Source organism: Actinomyces culturomici, from assembly GCF_900499005.1.
Classification (GTDB): domain Bacteria; phylum Actinomycetota; class Actinomycetes; order Actinomycetales; family Actinomycetaceae; genus Pauljensenia; species Pauljensenia culturomici.
On the sequence record NZ_LS991316.1, the window covers coordinates 481,618 to 500,256 of the forward strand.

Annotated in this window: 13 protein-coding genes; 3 read left to right on the plus strand and 10 right to left on the minus strand. The window is 69.8% G+C overall.

Features of this window, described 5'->3' with window-relative positions:
* Positions 1-44 precede the first annotated feature (44 nt).
* From DY157_RS02080 to DY157_RS02110, 7 genes are all read right to left on the minus strand, one after another.
* Positions 45-1,286: an Nramp family divalent metal transporter gene (locus DY157_RS02080; RefSeq protein WP_115727007.1), complete on the minus strand. Its 1,242-nt coding sequence runs from the start codon at positions 1,284-1,286 to the stop codon at positions 45-47.
* Positions 1,287-1,333: 47 nt separating this feature from the next.
* A complete protein-coding gene (locus DY157_RS02085) occupies positions 1,334-2,020 on the minus strand; it encodes a hypothetical protein (RefSeq protein WP_115727008.1) in 687 nt (228 codons plus the stop codon).
* 15 nt (positions 2,021-2,035) lie between these two features.
* Positions 2,036-3,091, minus strand: a complete 1,056-nt coding sequence (locus tag DY157_RS02090; RefSeq protein WP_115727009.1) for a LacI family DNA-binding transcriptional regulator — start codon at positions 3,089-3,091, stop codon at positions 2,036-2,038.
* A 31-nt stretch (positions 3,092-3,122) separates the two neighbouring features.
* A complete protein-coding gene (malQ, locus tag DY157_RS02095; protein ID WP_115727010.1) occupies positions 3,123-4,625 on the minus strand; it encodes a 4-alpha-glucanotransferase in 1,503 nt (500 codons plus the stop codon).
* A 6-nt stretch (positions 4,626-4,631) separates the two neighbouring features.
* Positions 4,632-5,519 carry a carbohydrate ABC transporter permease gene (locus DY157_RS02100; RefSeq protein WP_115727011.1) on the minus strand — a complete coding sequence of 296 codons (888 nt, stop codon included), beginning with the start codon at positions 5,517-5,519 and terminating at the stop codon, positions 4,632-4,634.
* Positions 5,516-6,361: a carbohydrate ABC transporter permease gene (locus DY157_RS02105; RefSeq protein WP_115727012.1), complete on the minus strand. Its 846-nt coding sequence runs from the start codon at positions 6,359-6,361 to the stop codon at positions 5,516-5,518. The genes DY157_RS02100 and DY157_RS02105 overlap by 4 nt, the downstream gene beginning before the upstream one ends.
* Positions 6,362-6,461: 100 nt before the next feature.
* Complete coding sequence (locus tag DY157_RS02110; RefSeq protein WP_115727013.1) at positions 6,462-7,796, minus strand: ABC transporter substrate-binding protein; 1,335 nt, start codon at positions 7,794-7,796, stop codon at positions 6,462-6,464.
* A gap of 363 nt (positions 7,797-8,159) precedes the next feature.
* Here DY157_RS02110 and argS point away from each other — a divergent pair, with 363 nt between their 5' ends.
* Together argS and lysA are read left to right on the plus strand one after the other, a co-directional pair.
* On the plus strand, positions 8,160-9,839 hold the full coding sequence (gene argS, locus DY157_RS02115) for an arginine--tRNA ligase (RefSeq protein WP_115727014.1): 1,680 nt from the start codon (positions 8,160-8,162) through the stop codon (positions 9,837-9,839).
* Between the two features lie 2 nt (positions 9,840-9,841).
* Positions 9,842-11,269, plus strand: a complete 1,428-nt coding sequence (gene lysA / locus DY157_RS02120; RefSeq protein WP_115727015.1) for a diaminopimelate decarboxylase — start codon at positions 9,842-9,844, stop codon at positions 11,267-11,269.
* Between the two features lie 411 nt (positions 11,270-11,680).
* On the opposite strand, the gene DY157_RS02125 is transcribed toward lysA, so the two are convergent.
* Positions 11,681-12,760 carry a hypothetical protein gene (locus tag DY157_RS02125; RefSeq protein WP_115727016.1) on the minus strand — a complete coding sequence of 360 codons (1,080 nt, stop codon included), beginning with the start codon at positions 12,758-12,760 and terminating at the stop codon, positions 11,681-11,683.
* 520 nt (positions 12,761-13,280) lie between these two features.
* Entirely contained in the window at positions 13,281-14,681 is a 1,401-nt protein-coding gene (locus DY157_RS02130) for a dihydrolipoyl dehydrogenase family protein (RefSeq protein ID WP_115727017.1), read from the minus strand.
* Positions 14,682-14,871: 190 nt separating this feature from the next.
* Between DY157_RS02130 and DY157_RS02135 the strand changes: the two genes are divergently transcribed.
* On the plus strand, positions 14,872-15,744 hold the full coding sequence (locus DY157_RS02135) for an aldo/keto reductase (RefSeq protein ID WP_115727018.1): 873 nt from the start codon (positions 14,872-14,874) through the stop codon (positions 15,742-15,744).
* 112 nt (positions 15,745-15,856) lie between these two features.
* Here DY157_RS02135 and hrpB read toward each other — a convergent pair whose 3' ends face one another.
* A complete protein-coding gene (hrpB, locus tag DY157_RS02140; RefSeq protein WP_115727019.1) occupies positions 15,857-18,478 on the minus strand; it encodes an ATP-dependent helicase HrpB in 2,622 nt (873 codons plus the stop codon).
* Between the last annotated feature and the right edge of the window lie 161 nt (positions 18,479-18,639).

An 18,639-nucleotide genomic window follows, 5' to 3' on the forward strand; every position in this document is an offset into this window, starting at 1 on the left:
CGCGAAGGCGCGATGGTGCGAAGGTGCGGAGTCGAGGAGGGGTTTCAGGAGAGCAATGGCGCGAGGGTGAGCCACAGGAGGACGACGTTGAGCCCGACGATGAGGGCGGCGACGAGCGTGGAGGCGATTCGCGTCGCCGTCCCATCGGCCTCGTCGCCCATGAGCTCTCGGTTCCGGGTGAGGCTCATCAGCGGGATGATCGCGAAGGGGATCCCGAAGGAGAGGACGACCTGGGAGACGACGAGCGCCCAGGTGGGCTCCGCTCCGAGCGCGAGGATGATAAGGGCGGGCACGAGGGTGATGAGGCGGCGGACGAGGAGCGGGATCTTCGCGTGGAGGAGGCCCGCCATGATCTCCGATCCGGCGTAGGCGCCGACGGAGGTGGAGGCGAGCCCGGAGGCGAGGAGCCCGATCGCGAAGATCGTCCCGACCGCCGGCCCGAGGGCGTGCGCGATCGCGGCGTGGGCGCCCTCGATCGTGTCGGTGCCCGCGACGCCGTGGAGGGCGGAGGCCGCGACGAGGAGCAGGCCGATGTTGACGAGGCCCGCGAGGCCGAGCGCCCACACGATGTCGATGCGCGTCGCCCTCAGAAGCTGCGGGAGGCGCTCGCGCGAGGGGAGCGCGTCGTGGTGGTCGTTGACGAGGGAGGAGTGGAGGTAGACGGCGTGCGGCATCACCGTCGCGCCGAGCATCGAGGCGGCGACGAGGACGGAGTCCGGTCCGGCGAAGCGCGGGAGGAGGCCGGAAGCGACGCCCGCCGGGTCCGGCGGGGAGACGACAAGGCCCGCGAGGAAGCCGATCGTGATGACGAGGAGGAGGGCGACGACGATCATCTCGAACCGCCTCTGCCGTCCCTCGTCCTGCCAGAGGAGGAGCAGCGTCGAGACCGCGCCGATGATGAGTCCCCCGGGAAGGAGGGGGAGGCCGAAGAGGAGGTGGAGGGCGACGGCGCCGCCGATGACCTCGGCGAGGTCGGTCGCGGCGGCGACGACCTCGGCCTGGAACCAGAATGCGAGGCGGGCGGGCCGTCCGAGCCGCTCTCCGAGGAGGGCCGGGAGGGACTTCCCGGTGACGAGGCCGAGTTTCGCGCTCTCGTATTGGACGAGCATCGCCGCGAGGTTCGACGCGACGAGCACCCACACGAGGAGGTAGCCGTAGCGGGCGCCGGCGGTGATGTTCGCGGCGACGTTGCCCGGGTCGACGTAGGCGACCGCGGCGACGAAGGCGGGTCCGAGGAGGGGGATGAGGCGCGCGCCCCCCGCGGTTCGACGCTCGTGTTTCGGCACGCCGAAATTCTACGGCATCGAGGCTCCCGAGGGGGAGAGGGCGTCGATCAGTCGGCCTGCGGGCGCGCCGCCCCGGCCTCGTCCCCCGAAATCGCCGGACGGAGCACCGGGCGGGCGGCGAGGACGCAGACGTAGGTGGAGAACGCGACCCCGAACACGAGGAACCAGAACCCGACGCGGATCGCCCAGGGGAGCGAGACGGCGGCGAGGGCGAAGGGGCCGATCGCGACGAGGAGAGGGAGGATCGTCCGAGGGAGCTTCGCCATGCCGACGAGGAGCGAGGCGCGCACGAGGACGGGGAGGTCGCGCACCGAGACGGACCCCCTCTCGATGAGGCGGTACGCCGTCATCGGCCACACCCACACGTGGACGACGAGGAGGACGAGCGCGACGAAGACGAGGACCGCCTTCGCGACGATCTCGATCGTGGGATTCGCGAGGCGGGTCGCCGCCGTCCACTCCCACGCGAGGAGGAGGGCGAGAACGGCCTCGCCGAGGAGGAGCAGGCAGGCGGCCGGGCCCGCCCGCCTCACCGCCGCGTCGAGCGCCGGGAGCAGCGCCGTCGACTCGGATTCGATGAGACGGGCGGACACGACCGCCGTCACCAGAAGTCCCGCCCCCGCGGTGACGACCGGAACCGCGAGGACGGAGAATGCGAGGTTCGCGAGGACGAGGGCGGCGATCCACGAGAGGACCTGGTGGAGCGAGGAGTCGGGTCCGAAGCGCGAACTCATAAGAGGATCCCCCGATCAGTCGGCGCGGACGGGACCGGTCGACCCGCCCTCGTGAATGGAGCCGGGGACGAAGACGTGCTGCACGGGCCCCGAATCGATCTGGTCGAAGAGGATATCGCAGGTGATCTTCGCGATCTGCTCGGGCGGTTGCGCGAGGGTCGTGAGGCGCGGCTCGACGAAGTCGCCGAAGGTGATGCCGTCGAAGCCGATGATCGAAATGTCCTCGGGGATCCGCAGACCCGCCTCGCGGACGGCCCGCATCGCGCCGATCGCGAGCACGTCGGCGATCGCGAAGATCGCGGTGACGTCCGGCCGCTCGGCGAGGAGCCGCTGAGCGAGCCGGTAGCCGTGCTCGAGCGTGTAGGGATTGCCCTGGTCGAGGACCTCGTAGCGGATGAGCCCCTCGTCGACGGGGATGCCCGCCTTCGCGAGGGCGTTGCGGTAGCCGGCGACGCGCTGCGCGCCGACCGACACGTCGAACGCCGGGACGCCGAGCACGGCGATCTTCTCGTGCCCGAGGTCGATGAGGTGGCGGACGGCGCGCGAGGCTTCGAGTTCGTCGTCGACCGAGACGGAGGAGTAGAGGCCGTCGGGCACGCGATCGAGGCGCGACACCGTCGAGAGGACGAAGGGGACGCGCATCCGCTCGAAGACCGAGGCGTCGTGCGCGAAGGCGCCGCCGAGGAAGATGACGCCCGCCATGAGCTCCTCGTCGACGAGCTTGATCGCCTCCTCGAACTCGTCGGCCCAGTGGGGGACCTTGACCACCGTGAGGAGGTAGTCGCGCTCGCGGATCCGCGTCTCCATCGTGTCGAGCATCCGCTGGAAGAACGGATTGTCGACGCCCTTCATGAGGAGCGCGATCGCGGGGTTGTGGGAGAGCTTGAGGAAGCGCGCGTGGCGGTTCGGCCGGTATCCCATCTCCTCGGCGAGGGCGACGATGCGGTCGCGGGTCGCCTCGGACACGTCGGGCTTGTCGTTGAGGGCCCGGGACACGGTGACGACGCCGACTCCGGCGGCCTTCGCGATGTCCTTGATCGTCGGCCGAGTACTCGATTCTCGAGGGCTCACGGCGGTTCTCGCCTCCTTGCGAGTGGAGGGGTCAGCGGGCGGGGGCCCGCTCGGCCACTTCGGTGAGGGCGCGGATCCGCTCGACGAGGGGCTCGTCGAAGGCGCCGTCGGCCATGCGCCACTGCCAGTTGCCCTCGGAGACCGCGGGCGTGTTGATGCGCGCCGAGCCGTCGAGGCAGAGGTAGTCGGTCATGGGGACGATGCACGTGTTCGCGACCGAGGTCATCGCGCGGGTGATGAAGTCCCACGGGATCTCGGCGAGCGGCGTGCGCGCGTTGTTGAGGTAGACGACGGACTTCGCCCGATCCGCCTCGTGGAGCGCCCCGTACCAGCCGATGAGGGTGTCGTTGTCGTGCGTGCCCGTGTAGACGACGGTGTCGCGCTCGAAACGATGGGGCTGGTAGTCGGACGGCTCGCGAGAGTCGAAGGCGAACTGGAGGATCTGCATCCCCGGGAACCCGGACGCCTCGCGCAGGTCGACGACGCCGCGGGTGAGGTAGCCGAGGTCCTCGAGGACGAGGGGGAGCGGACCGAGTTCGGCGCGCAGGGCGGTGAAGAGCTCCATTCCGGGGCCCTTCTCCCACGCGCCGTTCTTCGCGGTCGACTCGCCCGCGGGGATCGCGAAGTAGGACTCGATCCCCCGGAAGTGGTCGAGGCGCAGGACGTCGACGAGGTCGAGCTGGCGGCGCATCCTCTCGATCCACCAGGAGAAGCCCTCCGCGCGATGACGGTCCCAGTCGTAGAGCGGATTGCCCCACACCTGGCCGATCTCCGAGAAGCCGTCCGGCGGGACGCCGGCGACCCGGCGGGGCGCGAGGTCCTCGTCGAGCTCGAAGAGCTCGGGTCGGCTCCACGCGTCCGCCGAGTCGGCGGCGACGTAGATCGGGAGATCGCCGAGGATCTTCACGCCCGCGTCGTTCGCGAGGGCGTGGAGGCGGCGCCACTGGCCGTCGAAGATCCACTGGAGCCACTTCCAATAGGCGATCTCATCGGGGTTGTCGTTGCGGAGTTCATCGAGAGCGCGCTCGTCGCGGCGCCGCAGCCCCTCGGGCCACTGCGTCCACGGCTCCTGCGCGTTGAGCCCCTTCGCCGTCATGAAGAGGGCGAAGTCCTCGAGCCACGCGGACTCGCGCCGCTCGAAGGCGGCGAAGCCCGGGTCGGTCGAGACGTCCCCGGCCCGCGAGAACGCCGTCCGCAGGGCGGCGTTGCGCGAGGCGTAGAGGGCGCCGTAGTCAACCCGCTCGGGGTCCTCGCCCCACTCCAGACCGGCGAGGTCGGAGGGGACGAGGAGCCCGTCGGCGACGAGGCGCTCGAGATCGATGAAGTAGTGGTTCCCTGCGTACGTCGAGAAGCTCGAGTAGGGGGAGTCGCCGTAGCCGGTCGGCCCCAGTGGCAGGATCTGCCAGATCTCCTGGCCCGCCTCCGCGAGGGACGCGATGAAGCGCTCGGCCTGCGTGGAGAAGCAGCCGATGCCCCACGGTCCGGGCAGGGAGGAGACCGGCATGAGGACGCCGGCGCGGCGAGTGTCGAGCACCTCGGGTCAGCCCTTCACGGCGCCGGCGACGACGCCCTCGATGATGTACTTCTGGCTCGAGAGGTAGAAGGCGACGATCGGGATGATCGCCAGGACGAGCATCGCCATGAGGGCGCCCATGTCGTTCGAGCCGTGCGAGCCGACGAGCTGCTGGACGACGACCGGGATCGTCTTGTACGGGGTCGACAGGCCGATGACGAGGTAGGGGAGGAGGTAGTCGTTCCACACCCACATCGCGTTGAGGATCGCGACCGTGATCATGACGGGCTTGAGCATCGGCATGACGATGCGGAAGTAGTTCTGCAGCGGGCCGCAGCCGTCGATCATCGACGCCTCTTCGATCTCGATCGGGATCGACTTCACAAAGCCGGAGAAGATGAAGACGGAGAGGCCGGCGCCGAAGCCGAGGTAGAGGACGATCATGCCGACCGGGTTGTCGAGGTTGAGCATGTCGGCGAGCTTGACGGTCGGGAACATCACCATCTGGAAGGGGACGACCATCGAGAAGACGAAGAGCAGGTAGAGCGCGTTCGTCCACCAGGTCTTCACGCGGGTGATGTAGTAGGCCGTCATCGCGCAGAAGAAGACGATGACGATGACCGAGCCGATCGTGATGAAGAACGACCAGCCGGCGGCGGCGAAGAAGTTCGTCGTCTCGAGGCCGTTGACGTAGTTCTTCAGGCCCGTCCAGTACTCGCCGAGGGGCAGGGCGAAGGGGTCGTCCGAGATGAAGAAGCGGCCCTTGAACGAGTTGTTGAGGATGAAGAGGAGCGGCCCGATGAAGACGATCGTGAGGGCGGCGAGGACCAGGTAGAGGAGGGAGGTCCCCAGGACGTTCCTCTTCGGCGCGTTCTCGATGGGAGCGGACGTACGGGTTGCGGCGGCGGTGCTCATGCCTCGACCTCCTTGCCTCGGGTCGCGCGCAGCTGCAGGAACGCGATGCCGGAGACGATGAGGAAGAAGATGACGGCCTTGGCCTGGCCGACGCCCTCGAATCCGGTGCGCGCGAAGAACGTGTTGACGATGTTGAGTGCGGCCATCTCGGTCATGTCGAGCGGCTGGCCGTTCGTGAGCGCGAGGTTCTGGTCGTAGAGCTTGAAGGAGTTCGACAGCGTGAGGAACAGGCAGATCGTGATCGAGGGCATCACCATCGGGATGGTGACGTTCTTGAGGATCAGCCACTTGCCGGCGCCGTCGATCTCGGCGGCCTCGATGAGGTCCTTCGGCACCGCCTGGAGGCCGGCGATGTAGATGATCATCATGTAGCCGACCATCTGCCAGTTGAGCAGGATGATGATGCCGATGAAGCCGTAGGTGGCGTTCGTCACGAGGGTGGTCTGCCAGTGGAGGAGGACCGCGTTGATGATCGTCTGCCACGTGTAGCCGAGGACGATGCCGCCGATGAGGTTCGGCATGAAGAAGACCGTCCGGAAGAAGTTCGTCCCCTTGAGCTTGCGGGTGAGCGCGTAGGCGATCGCGAAGGCGAAGATGTTGACGGTGATGACCGAGAGGATCGTGATCCCCGCGGTGAAGAGGAGGGCGCGGACGAAGCCCTGGGAGGCCGAGAACGCGTCGATGTAGTTCTTGATGCCGACGAAGCTGGCGTTCGTCACGGTCGTGAACTTGCAGAGGGAGAGGTAGAGGCCGATCGCGAAGGGCGCGAGGAAGGCGAGGGTGAAGGCGAGCAGGGTCGGGCCGAGGAATACGGCCCCGTATTTCTTAAGACTCTTCAGCATGGTCGTCGCTCCTGAAAGAGGGTGTGGAAAAGGCGGGTGCGCGGGCGGACTTCTCGCCCGCGCACCCGCCTCGTGGTTCGAATGGGCCTAGGGGAGCCGATCAGGCGCCCTTCTCGGCCTTCCACTCGGTGGTGAAGAGCTCGACGACCTTGTCCCAGTCCATCTGGCCCGCGGCGTACTGCGAGAGGGCGGCGCCGAAGTCGTCCTTGAAGGTCTGGCTCGGGAAGGTCGTGAAGACCCACGGAACCGTCGTCTTGTCCTTATCGGACATGTAGCGGATGACCTCCTTGGCGAGCGGATCGGTCGGCTGGTCGGCCTCGGTGAAGGTGTTGAACGGCGGGATGAAGCCGAGGTCGTTCACCATGTACTTCTTGCCGGTGTCGGAGGAGATCAGCCAGTTGACGAAGTCGATCGACGCCTTCTGGTCGGCCTCGGAGGCCTTGGAGTTGATGGAGAAGAAGTTCTCGGTGCCGATGTTGAGGCCCTGGGACTCCTCGCCCTCGTGGCCGGTATAGATCGGGAGCATCTTGACGTCCTCGGCCGCGACGGTGTTGCCGTCGACCTCGGAGATCTGGCCGTACGCCCAGTTGCCGTTCTGGACCATCGCGGCCTTGCCGAGCGCGAACTCGGCCATGGAGTCGGTGACGGCCTTCGACGAGGCGAGCTTCGGGTCGATCGTCGAGTCGGTGAGGTAGAGGTCGAAGATGTTCTTGAACTCCTTGTTGTACTTGAACGTGAGGTCGGTCATGTCGTCGACCTTGTTGTCCTGGTACTCGAAGTAGACGGGGAGATCCGCGAGGTGGGTCTGCCAGCGCCAGTCCTCGCCCGGCTTGAGGGAGGTCGAGGCGAAGACGCCCTCGATGCCGAGCTGATCCTTCTTCGCCTGCATGTCGTCGGCGACGGCCTTGAGGGTGGCGAAGTTGGTGATCTCGTCCATGGACTTCACCTTCGCGCCGTCGAGGGCGAAGTACTTGTCCATGATCTTCTGGTTGTAGATGATGCCGTAGCCCTCTTCGACGTAGGGAACGCCGTAGACCTTGCCGTCCTGGCCGACGGCCATGGACGGATCGAGGAGGGCCTTGTAGAAGTCGGTGCCGGAGAGGTCGGCGGTGTAGTCCATCCAGTTCTTCATGCCGATGGGGCCGTTGATCTGGAAGAGGGTCGGGGCGTCGGACTTCGCGATCTCCGACTTGAGGGTCTGCTCGTAGGTGCCGGAGGCGGCCGTGACGACCTTGACCTCGACGCCGGTCTCCTTCGTGTAGGCCTTGGCGACCTCCTGCCAGATGGAGTCCTGCTCGGGCTTGAAGGAGAGGTAGTAGACGGAGCCCTTGCCGTCGTCCTTCGCGGTGTTCGAGCCGGACGAGCAGGCGGCGAGCGAGGTGAGGGCGGCGGCCGCGGCGACGCCCGCTGCGGCGACCTTCATGAACTTCGACATCGCTGATGTCCTCCTTTGGACAGTTCTCGTGCTCTCGCGACTGTGCTCGAGCATGCGGGGGATGCGAGGCGGAGCCGTCATCGATCCGAACGAATCGGACCGGTAACGTTTCCGGTACTGAGGACTATAGGAGGTTCGGAAGGCGCGGCGCAAGGATTTCGCCGTTACGAAGGTCACAATTCGGTGACGAAGAAGCGCAGGATTCCGGCGTTTTTTGGGATCGACGAGGGCGGGGCGGCGCGTCCCATGATTGCGAACCGGTAACGTTTCCGGTCTGAGCAGGTGCGACGCCCCGACCTCGTCCGTTCCGCGGGGCCGTGGGCGGGGTGGCCCGGCGCGGGCGCGACGCCCTACCCTGTGGGGGTGACTCCAGAAGAACTCGCACTCGTCATCCGGGGCGCCGTCCTCGACTCCATCGAGAAGGGCGCCCTCGCCCTCGATCCCGGAGAGGTCCCCGCGGCCGTCAAGGTCGAACGGCCCCGCAACCGCGACCACGGCGACTGGGCGACGAACCTCGCGATGCAGCTCGCGAAGAAGGCCGGGCTCGCCCCGCGCGCCCTCGCCGAGATCCTCGCCCCCGCCCTCGAGGCGCACGAGGGCATCGACTCCGTCGACATCGCCGGCCCCGGCTTCCTCAACATCCGCCTCGCCGCCGCCTCCGCCGGCGAACTCGCCCGCACCATCGTCGAGGCGGGGGAGTCCTACGGGACGAACGACTCGCTCGCGGGCACGAGCATCAACCTCGAGTACGTCTCCGCGAACCCCACCGGCCCCGTCCACCTCGGCGGCGCCCGCTGGGCCGCCGTCGGCGACTCCCTCGCCCGCCTCATGGCCGCCTCCGGCGCCTCGGTGACGCGCGAGTACTACTTCAACGACCACGGCTCGCAGATCGACCGCTTCGCGAAGTCCCTCTACGCGCGCGCCATGGGACGCGAGGCCCCCGAGGACGGCTACGGCGGCCAGTACATCGCCGACATCGCCGCCCAGGTCCGCGCCGACGCGGCCGCCGCCGGAGAGCCCGACCCCGTCACCCTCCCCGAGGATGAGGCCGTCGAAGCATTCCGCGCCCGCGGCGTCGACCTCATGTTCGACGAGATCAAGCAGCGCCTGCGCGACTTCCGCTCCGAATTCGACGTCTTCTTCCACGAGGACTCCCTCCACGAGTCCGGCGCCGTCGCCCGCGCGATCGAGCGCCTGCGCGAGCGCGGCGAGGTCTTCGACGAGGACGGCGCCGTCTGGCTGCGCACGACCACCTACGGCGACGACAAGGACCGCGTCCTCATCAAGTCCGACGGCCAGGCCGCCTACTTCGCCGGCGACGTCGCCTACTACCTCGACAAGCGCGACCGCGGGGCCGACGCCGCGATCTACCTCCTCGGCGCCGACCACCACGGCTACATCGGCCGCATGATGGCGATGTGCGAGGCCTTCGGCGACACGCCCGGCGTCAACATGCAGATCCTCATCGGCCAGATGGTCAACCTCCTCAAGGACGGCGCGCCCGTGCGCATGTCGAAGCGGGCCGGCACGATCGTCACGCTCGACGACCTCGTCGACGCCGTCGGAGTCGACGCCGCGCGCTACGCCCTCGTCCGCGTGTCGATGGACTCCAACCTCGACATCGACCTCGACCTCCTCGCCTCGCACACCAACGAGAACCCCGTCTACTACGTCCAGTACGCGCACGCCCGCACCCGCAACGTCGCGCGCAACGCGGCCGAGCATGGCGTGACGCGCGAGGCCGGGTTCGAGCCCGCCGCCCTCGACGCGCCCGCCGACGCCGAACTCCTCGGCGTCCTCGCCCAGTTCCCGGCCCAGGTCGCCCAGGCCGCCGAGCTCCGCGAACCGCACCGCGTCGCCCGTTACCTCGAGTCGCTCGCCGCCGCCTACCACACGTGGTACGGCCAGTGCCGCGTCACTCCGCGAGGCGACGACCCCGTCGACGCCGGGCACGTCGCCCGCCTGTGGCTCAACGACGCCGTCACCCGCGTCCTCGCGACCGGCCTCGGCCTCCTCGGCGTCGCCGCCCCCGAGAGGATGTGACGATGAGCGACGCCCTCGACTCGATGGATCACCGCCCCGTCGGCGACCTCCGCTGCCCCGAGCCCGCCGAGAGGCCCGACCTCTGGCCGTGGAGCGCGCGCCGGCGCGAGGACGGCGTCCTCGAGGTCGGGGGCGTCGCCCTCACCGACCTCGCGAACGACTTCGCGACCCCCGCCTTCGTCCTCGACCGCGCCGACCTGCGCGGACGGGCGACCGTGTGGGCGACCGCCATGGCCGAGGAGTTCTGGGACGGCTACGGAATGAACGGCGGCGACGCCTTCTACGCCGGCAAGGCCTTCCTCTGCTCCGACGTCGTCCGCACCGTCGTCGAAGCGGGCATGGGCGTCGACACCGCCTCCCTCGGCGAGCTCGCGCTCGCGCTGCGCGCGGGCGCCCCGCCCTCGTCGATCGGCCTGCACGGGAACAACAAGCTCGACGCCGAGATCGAACTCGCCCTCACCGCCGGGCAGGGCGAGGGGATCGAGCGGATCTTCATCGACTCCCTCCCCGAGGTCGCCCAGATCGAAGAGATCGCCGCGCGGCTCAACACGACCGCTCGCGTGATGATCCGCGTGAAGACCGGCGTCCACGCGGGCGGCAACGCCTACATCTCCACCGGGCACGAGGACCAGAAGTTCGGCGTCGGCGCCTTCGACGGGCAGCTCGACGAGGTCGTCGCCGCGATCCAGGCCTCTCCCCACCTCGAATTGCGGGGACTCCACAGCCACATCGGATCTCAGATCCAGGGGACGGCCGCCTTCGAGGAGGCCGCCTCGATCATGTGCGAACTCCTCGCGAAGGCGTCGGCCCGGATCGGAGCGCCCCTGCCTGAACTCGACCTCGGCGGGGGAGTGGGCGTCGCCTACACGGGCGACGACCCGATTCCCACGCCCCCGGTCGAGGCGGCGCGCGCGATCGCGACGGTCGTCAAGCGGCGGTGCGCCGAGCTCGGAATCCCCGTGCCGCGCGTGTCCGTCGAGCCCGGTCGGTCGACCGTCGCGCCGACGACCCTCACCCTTTACAGGGTCGGGGCCGTCAAGGACGCTCACCTCGAGGACGGCGCTTCGAGGCGCTACGTCGCCGTCGACGGCGGCATGGCCGACAACATCCGGCCCGCCCTCTACGGCGCCCGGTACACGGCGACGCTCGCGAACCGTGTCTCCGACGCGCCCCTCGTGCGCTCGCGCGTCGTCGGCAAGCACTGCGAGAGCGGCGACGTCGTCGTGTGGGACGTCGATCTGCCCTCCGACGTGCGCGGAGGGGACCTCCTCGCGGTGCCCGTCACCGGCGCCTACGGCTACTCGATGGCGTCGAACTACAACATGCTGACGAAGCCCGGCGTCGTCGCCGTCGAGAACGGCGAGGCGCGGTGGATCCTGCGGCCCCAGACCGTCGAGGATCTCCTCGCCCTCGATCCCGGTCTCGCCTGAGCCGTGGTTCGTCCGAGCCACGGCTCGGCTGGTGCGCTGCTTTCCTGAACCCGTGCTCGCCTGACGCTCGGCCCGGCTGAGACGCGGCTTTCCCGACGCTCGGCTCGGCGCGCCCGTCCGCGGCATGCTTGGGTTCCCACTTCCCCCACCGAGAGCATTACCTTGCCTCGCCGAAAGCATCACCTTCGCTCGTCGAGGGGATCTCCCCTTCGGCTCGACCTGAGAATCGGGCGCTTTGCGGGTGGTGTGTGCCTGATTCCGCCGTATGTGCCCGAATCCGTTGGGGTCTGGGGCGGTTTCGGGCGCATTGCGGGAGGTGTGTGCCTGATTCCGGCCCATGCGCGCGATAGCGGATGCAGGCGTATGCGCCTCAGGCCGCAAACGCGACGCGAACTCCGGTCCGCTCGAACTTCACGGACGCCGCCTCTCGGCCGCACGGGTCCTCTCGCCATGTCGATGGGAGATCTGCCTCGACCAGAGATCCTGAGTCTGAGAGTCCGGGATCAGCGGGCGCTTGGCGACCGCGATGATCCTTCTGAAGAGCTTGTCACGGAGCTTCGACAGATCGAGCAGGTCGCCCCATCCAACGCGGATGACGGTCCACCCCGCGTCCTCCAGATCGCGTTGTCGCGCGAGCAGTTTGGCCTGTGCGTCGCGGAACTCCCGGGAATCGTTGCCCATCTTGATGACGCCATCGAACTCGAAGGCGATCTTCAGGTCCATGATCGCGACGTCGAGGAAATAGCGCTTGCCATTGGTGCGGACCTCGACCTGTGTCGTCATGATCGCGGGGAACAGGGTGATGAGGACGAAGTGAAGCACGCGTTCACCGATGGTCTCGCAGGCCGCATCCGCGAGACTGACCAGGAGTCTCGCGCTCTCCCTCCGAGGAGAATCGGCCGATACCTCGTCGAGGCGCTGGACAACGGCGGCCCGCGCCCGTCGTTCGCGAGCACGCGATGCCGTGAGGTCGAACCGATCGAACGCGCTCAGCTTCCGAAGAATCCCGGCAATGATGACGAATGCCTCGAGCGGTGGGAGGTCGAGGGCGCAGTCCACGGCCGTGTCCTCGAGCGTCGAGGCTTCCAACCCCTCACAACAGGTCGTGGTCTCCCTGCGGATGGTGTCGACCATCGGGCGCGTCCGCGATCCTGGTATCTCCGTTCCGCCGATGATGACTGCGGGGAGCGGACGAGCCCGAAGGCGACTTGCGGCCGAGAATGAGACCTCCGGGTTCATTCCCCACGTTTCGATTCCGTGGAGTATCGCCGCGGAATTGTGAGTGAGCACGATCGCCGTGTGCATGGTCGCGGCGACAGCGAGGATCCTGGCTCTGGTGACGAGCTCGCGCTTCTCCCATTCCTCAAGGTCATTGGCGGCGTCCGCAAGGCGTATCGCGACTCCGTGCTTCACGCGCACGAGGCTCCCGCGGCGAATCTCGCGTCGGAATCCGCCGTGGAGGATGACAAGGTCGAAGTGTGCGCGCTCCATGTCCCGATAGTGGAGTAAGGCTCGCTGATCGCCGGACCAAGGTGTGAGCCCCCTGTGGACGCGCGTTTCGCCGTGCGGCGCCTGTGGATGAGCGCGTCTCCTCTTCGCGCGCCGATCGACGAGGACGGGAGGGGGCGCTGGTTCGGGGTGAGCGGTTGAGACCACGGATTGACTGCGGCGCTTCATGGGGTCGGCGCGAGCCAGAGCTGCTTCGGGCTCCTTGCCGGCGGTGTGCGCCTGTTTCCGGCGTGTGCGTCCGATTCCGCCGGTGCCTGATACGGTTTCGGGCGCATTGCGGGAGGTGTGCGCCTGATTGCGGCGTATGTGCCCGGTTCCGTCGGGGTGGGGGTCGGTTTCGGGCGCATTGCGGGTGGTGTGCGCCTGATTGCGGCGTATGTGCCCGGTTCCGTCGGGGTGGGGGTCGGTTTCGGGCGCNCGCCCCGCCCTCGTCGATCGACGAAAGGGCGCGCCGGAACCCGTCGGCCCGGCGCGCCCCTCGCGCTATTCCTGGATCTCCCGATCAGGCGAGCTGATCTAAGAGGATCTGCAGGCCCTCGCCCATCGTCGGGTGGGCGATCGGGAGGAAGCAGAGATTCTCGTAGGTCATGCCCGCGGCCATCGCGACCTGGACGGCCGTGACGACCTCGCCCGAGTCCGGGCCCTGGATCGCGACGCCGAGGATCTCGTGGGTAGCCGCATCGACGACGCCCTTCCACACGCCTCGCGACGCGCGCATCGTCTTTGCGCGCGGGATCTGGGCGACCGGGATCTTCGCGACGAGGACCTCGCGGCCCGCCTCGCGCGCCTCGGTCTCCGACAGGCCGATGCGGCCGAGCTCGGGGGTGGCGAAGACCGCGTAGGGCATGACGCGTCCGGCCTTCGAGGTGCGCGGATCGGAGTCGTCGGCGCCGTCGAACTGGGCGCGGATGATGCGGAAGTCCGACCAGGAGGCGTGGGTGAACATCGGGGTGCCAGCGGCGTCGCCCGCGGCCCAGACGTTCTCGGCGCTCGTGCGCAGGTGCTCGTCGACGGCGATGAATCCGCGCTCGTCGAGGGCGATCCCGGCGTTCTCCAGGCCGATGCCGTCCGTGTTCGGGGTGCGGCCGGCGGCGACGAGGACGGCCTCGGCGGACAGGGTCTGTCCGTTCGAGAGGAGGAGCGTGGTCAGCCCGTCCTCGCGCAAGGCGGACAGGGCGCGGGCGTTCCCGACGATCGAGACGCCCATGTCCGTCAGGCTCGCCTCCATCTCCGCGGCCACGTCCTCGTCCTCACGGGGGAGGACGTGCGCGCCGGAGGAGATGAGCGACACCTCGACGCCGAACGCGGCCATCATCGAGGCGAACTCGACGCCGATGTAGGAGGCGCCGATGATCGCGAGGGACTTCGGGAGGGTCTCGAGGCGGAGGATCTCCTCGTTCGTCCACGCGCCGGACTCCCACAAGCCGGGGATCTCGGGACGCGCAGGGCGCGAACCGAGGTTGACGAGGACCCTCTCGCCGCGGATCGTGCGGGTGCCGCCGTCTTCGAGGGCGACCTCGACGGTGCGCTCGGCGACGAAGCGGGCTTCGCCGCGGATGAAGTCGAGGCCGGGGGCGGCGAACATCTTCTCGTGGGCGCCGACCATCGCGGAGACGATCCCCTCCTTGTGGGCGCGGAGCTTGCCGAGGTCGACCGAGGCGCCGGAGGTGCCGACGACGCCGAAGGCCTCGTCGGTGCGGGCGTTCTCGAGACGGCGGGCCGAGGCGACGAGGGTCTTCGTCGGGATGCACGCGACGTTGATGCAGGTGCCGCCGACGAAGCGGCGCTCGACCATCGCGACCTTGAGGCCCTTCTTCGCGCGCTCCATGGCGAGCGACTTGCCGGCCTTGCCGCCTCCGACGACGAGGAGGTCGAAATCTTCAATGGCGGTCTGGTCGGACATGGGGCTCCTTCGAGTTCGAGGTCGCGAACGTTCGCGGTGGCATCGGTGGTCGTCGCGGCGGAGTATCGCCGTCGCGGCGCGTCATTCCGATCAACGAGGGCGATCCCCGGTTCATTCCGACTCTCGCCACAAGGTGTCGAGCATCACGCTAGCCACTGACGTACCGGGGGCCCGGACGTAGGCTGAGGACATGATCGCGCCGACGCCGAACCTCCTGCTCAACTCCGGGACCGAGATCCCCGCCATCGGATTCGGGACCTTCCAGATCCCGCCGGAATCGACGGCCGTCGCCGTGACCGAGGCGCTCGAGATCGGGTACCGCCACATCGACACCGCAGCCGCGTACTACAACGAGGCGGGCGTCGGCGAGGCGATCCGGACCTCGGGGATCGACCGGGACGACCTGTTCGTCACGACGAAGCTGCGGAACTTCGACCAGGGGCGCGAGAGCGCCCGTGAGGCGCTCTCGCGCTCTCTCGACGCGCTCGGGCTCGACCGCGTCGACCTCTACCTCATCCACTGGCCGGTCCCGTCGAAGGACCTCTACCTCGAGAGCTGGGAGACCCTCATCGCCCTCAACGAGGAGGGGCTCGCGACCTCGATCGGCGTCTCGAACTTCCTGCCGGAGCACCTCAGCCGGATCGTCGACGCGACCGGCGTCGTGCCGGCGGTCGACCAGGTGGAGGCCCACCCGCTCTTCCACCGCCCCGATGTGCGCGACGCGTGCGTCGAGCTCGGCATCGCGATCGAGGCGTACTCGCCGCTCGGCCAGGGCGCGGACCTCGCCGATCCGACGATCGTCGGGATCGCGGAGAGGATCGGCGCGACGCCCGCGCAGGTCGTCCTCGCCTGGCACCTCGCGGTCGGACACATCGTCATCCCGAAGTCGACGCACCGCGAGCGCATGGAGGCGAACCTCGCGGCCGCGGGCCTCGAGCTCGAGGCGGACGATCTTGCGGCGATCGACGCCCTGCACGCCGACGAGCACCGGATCGGCGGCGATCCGGTGGTGTTCGAGTTCTCGCAGACGCTCGAGGACATCGCGGCGCGCAAGGAGGCGTGAGCCCGGCCGACCTGGGCGTTCGAAGATCCCCTCGGCGCGCGAACGTGATGCTTTCGGCGCGCGAAGGTGATGCTCTCGGTGGGGGTCGGGTAATGCCGTCGGCGAATCGAAGCTACCGCCGGGGCTTGGCGCGCGAGGTCGGCTTCTCCGAGAACGGGTCCTCCGGCCACGGGTGCTTGGGGTAGCGCCCACGCAGCTGGGCGCGCACGTCCCGGTAGGGGCCGGCCCAGAAGCTCCGCAGGTCGGAGGTCACCGCGGTCGGCCGCCCGGCGGGGTCCGTGAGGTGGAGGACGAGGGGCAGGCGCCCGTCCGCGAAGGTCGGAGTGTCGAGCCACCCGAAGGCCTCCTGGACGCGCAGGGCGAGGACGGGCCTCCCGCTCGACCAGTCGATCCTGCGGCGAGCGCCGGTCGGGATCTCGATGTCGACGGGCGCGAGCTCGTCGAGGCGCCCGGCGACCGGCCATTCGAGCAGGGAGCGCAGCGCCCGGACCATGTCGATCCCGGCAATGGGTCGTCCCCTCGCGAGCCCGGGCAGCTCGGGCGCGAGCCAGAGGGGCGCCGCGGCGAGGAGGGCCTCGTCGGACATGTCGGGCCACGAGTCCGGATCCACCGCATGCAGGGCTGAGAGCCGCTCGCGCAGACTCCTGGCAGCGGGCGTCCAGTCGAGGATTCCGAGTCCCTCCGAGCCGAGAAGGTCGACGAGGGCGGAGAGCGCCTCCTCTTCGCTCGGAGCCGAGGCGAGCGGCTCGCCGAGCGGGATCGCGCCGAGCGATTCGCGGCGCGCGAGTCGGATCCGCCCGCCGACGAGCGAGGTCTCGGCGATCGTCCGCAGGAGCGGCGCGCCGACCTCCACCGCGTCGTCGGCCGCGATCGGCACGGCCGCGCGGATGAGGCCGTCGGCCCCGGCGGCTCGTGAGACCTCGGCGACGGCGAGCCACTCGCTTCCCTCGAGCGGCGAATTCTCAGGCAGCGACGCGCCCTGTCCGTCGGCGAGGAGGTAGCGCCGCCCCTTCCCGCGGGCGCGCGCGATCCACGCGGGGCGGGCATGCGCGACGACGAGGGCGAGGGCGTCCTCGTCACGGAGGCGGATGGGCCGGCTGACGGCCGCCCCAGCGCCCCCGGCCGAATCAGCACCCCCGCCTGAAGCGGCGCCCTCGGACCCCGGTTCCCGTCGATCGCCCAGGTCCCCGAGCAAGCGGAGCAGCCGCGACGCCCCGCGATCGACACGCGCGGCGAGTGCCCGGTCGCGCGCCTTCAGCGAGCGCGCGAGGGCGGCGAGGTCCGCATCATTCACGCGCGGCTCCTCCCCGAGCAGTGCGGCGAAGCGCGCGGCCCGCTCGGCTCCGATCCGCGGGGAGGTAGCGACGAGGGCGCAGCCGATGCCCGGATTGAGGGGGAGCCTCGCGACGCGGCGCCCGAGATCGGTCGCTCGCCCCGCGGACAGGGCGCCGAGCCCTTCGAGACTCGTCAGGGCCGCCGTCAGCGCGGCGGCCGGCGGCCGATCGAGGAGCGCGAGCCCCGCGAGCCCGTCGTTCGACCAGCACGCCGCCTGGAGCGCGGCGTCGGAAAGATCGGCGACGAGGATCTCGGGAAGGGCCTGGGCGGGCCTGCGGGCCCAGTCGACCTCGTCGAAGCAGCGGATCGCGAGGCCCGGCCCGAGGCGCGCGGCGCGGCCCGCGCGCTGGTCGCAGCGGGCCCGGGCGGCCGACACGGTGACGAGGGAGGAGGTGCCGCGCGCGATGTCGAGGCGCGGCTCGCGCGCGAGCCCGGAGTCGACGACGCAGCGGACGCCCGGGACCGTGAGGGAGGATTCGGCGACGGGTGTCGCGACGACGATGCGACGCGGCCCGCCGGAGCGGGGGACGAGGACCCGATCCTGCTCGGCGGCCGACAACGAGCCGTGAAGGGGGAGGACCTCGACCTGCTCGCCGTCGAGGTATCCGGGGCCGAATCCGCCGAGGCCCGAGGCGACCTCGTCGATCTCGCGCGCGCCCGGCACGAAGACGAGGACGTCCCCCTCGGTCGCGGCGAGGGCGGCGCGCGTGCGGGCGGCGACGTGCGCGCAAAAGGCGCGGGGCACGCGGACCTCGCCGCGCGGACCCGCCTCGAGGGATCCGACGCCGCGCGGGGGAGCGGCGTAGCGGACCTCGAGCGGGTGGAGGACGCCGGGCACGTCGACGCGGTCGACCTCCGGGACGACGCCGGAAAGGAGTTCGGCGACCCGATCGGCCTCGAGGGTCGCGGACGCGATCGTCAGATGGAGGTCCTCGCGCAGGACGGCCCGCGCGTCGAGGAGGAGCCCGAGGGCGAGGTCGGTGTCGAGGTGGCGCTCGTGGAACTCGTCGATCATCACCGCGCCGACGCCCTCGAGGGACGGGTCGGCCTGGAGGCGCCGCCCGAGCACGCCGGGAGTGCAGAACTCGACGCGGGTGCGCCCCGACAGGCGCGTCGCGCCGCGCACGGAGAACCCGGCGAGGCCCCCGATCTCGTCGCCGAGGAGGGCGGCGAGACGCCGCGCGCCCGCGCGGGCGGCGATCCGGCGCGGCTGCACGACGAGGACGCGGCCGGGTAGGCGCTCGGCGAGGAGCGGCGGCGCGAGCGTCGTCTTGCCCGAGCCCGGGGGAGCCGTGAGGACGAGGGCGCGGCCGGGCGCGATCCGCGCCGACAGATCGGCGAGGGCCGCGACGACCGGGAGGTCGGGCGGGTCGGCGAGCAGTCGGGCGAGCGGGGTCACCCCTCGATTATCGCCGACCGGGAGACGTACCAGGCGATGGCGGCCTTCGTCGACACTCCCGGGGCTGCCCGGCAACGCCTCCACCGGCGCCCCGCCCCGACCTCGTCGATCCCGCAGCCCTCCGAGCGGCGGCCGAGCGCGACCCGCCCGAGCGCCCCGGG

Coding starts and splice junctions, on each gene's coding strand:
- DY157_RS02085 (WP_115727008.1), bottom strand. CDS start 2,020: ATGAGTTCGCGCTTCGGACCCGACTCCTCGCTCCACCAGGTCCTCTCG.
- DY157_RS02100 (WP_115727011.1), bottom strand. CDS start 5,519: ATGAGCACCGCCGCCGCAACCCGTACGTCCGCTCCCATCGAGAACGCG.
- DY157_RS02105 (WP_115727012.1), bottom strand. CDS start 6,361: ATGCTGAAGAGTCTTAAGAAATACGGGGCCGTATTCCTCGGCCCGACC.
- DY157_RS02110 (WP_115727013.1), bottom strand. CDS start 7,796: ATGTCGAAGTTCATGAAGGTCGCCGCAGCGGGCGTCGCCGCGGCCGCC.
- lysA (WP_115727015.1), top strand. CDS start 9,842: ATGAGCGACGCCCTCGACTCGATGGATCACCGCCCCGTCGGCGACCTC.
- DY157_RS02125 (WP_115727016.1), bottom strand. CDS start 12,760: ATGGAGCGCGCACACTTCGACCTTGTCATCCTCCACGGCGGATTCCGA.
- DY157_RS02130 (WP_115727017.1), bottom strand. CDS start 14,681: ATGTCCGACCAGACCGCCATTGAAGATTTCGACCTCCTCGTCGTCGGA.
- DY157_RS02135 (WP_115727018.1), top strand. CDS start 14,872: ATGATCGCGCCGACGCCGAACCTCCTGCTCAACTCCGGGACCGAGATC.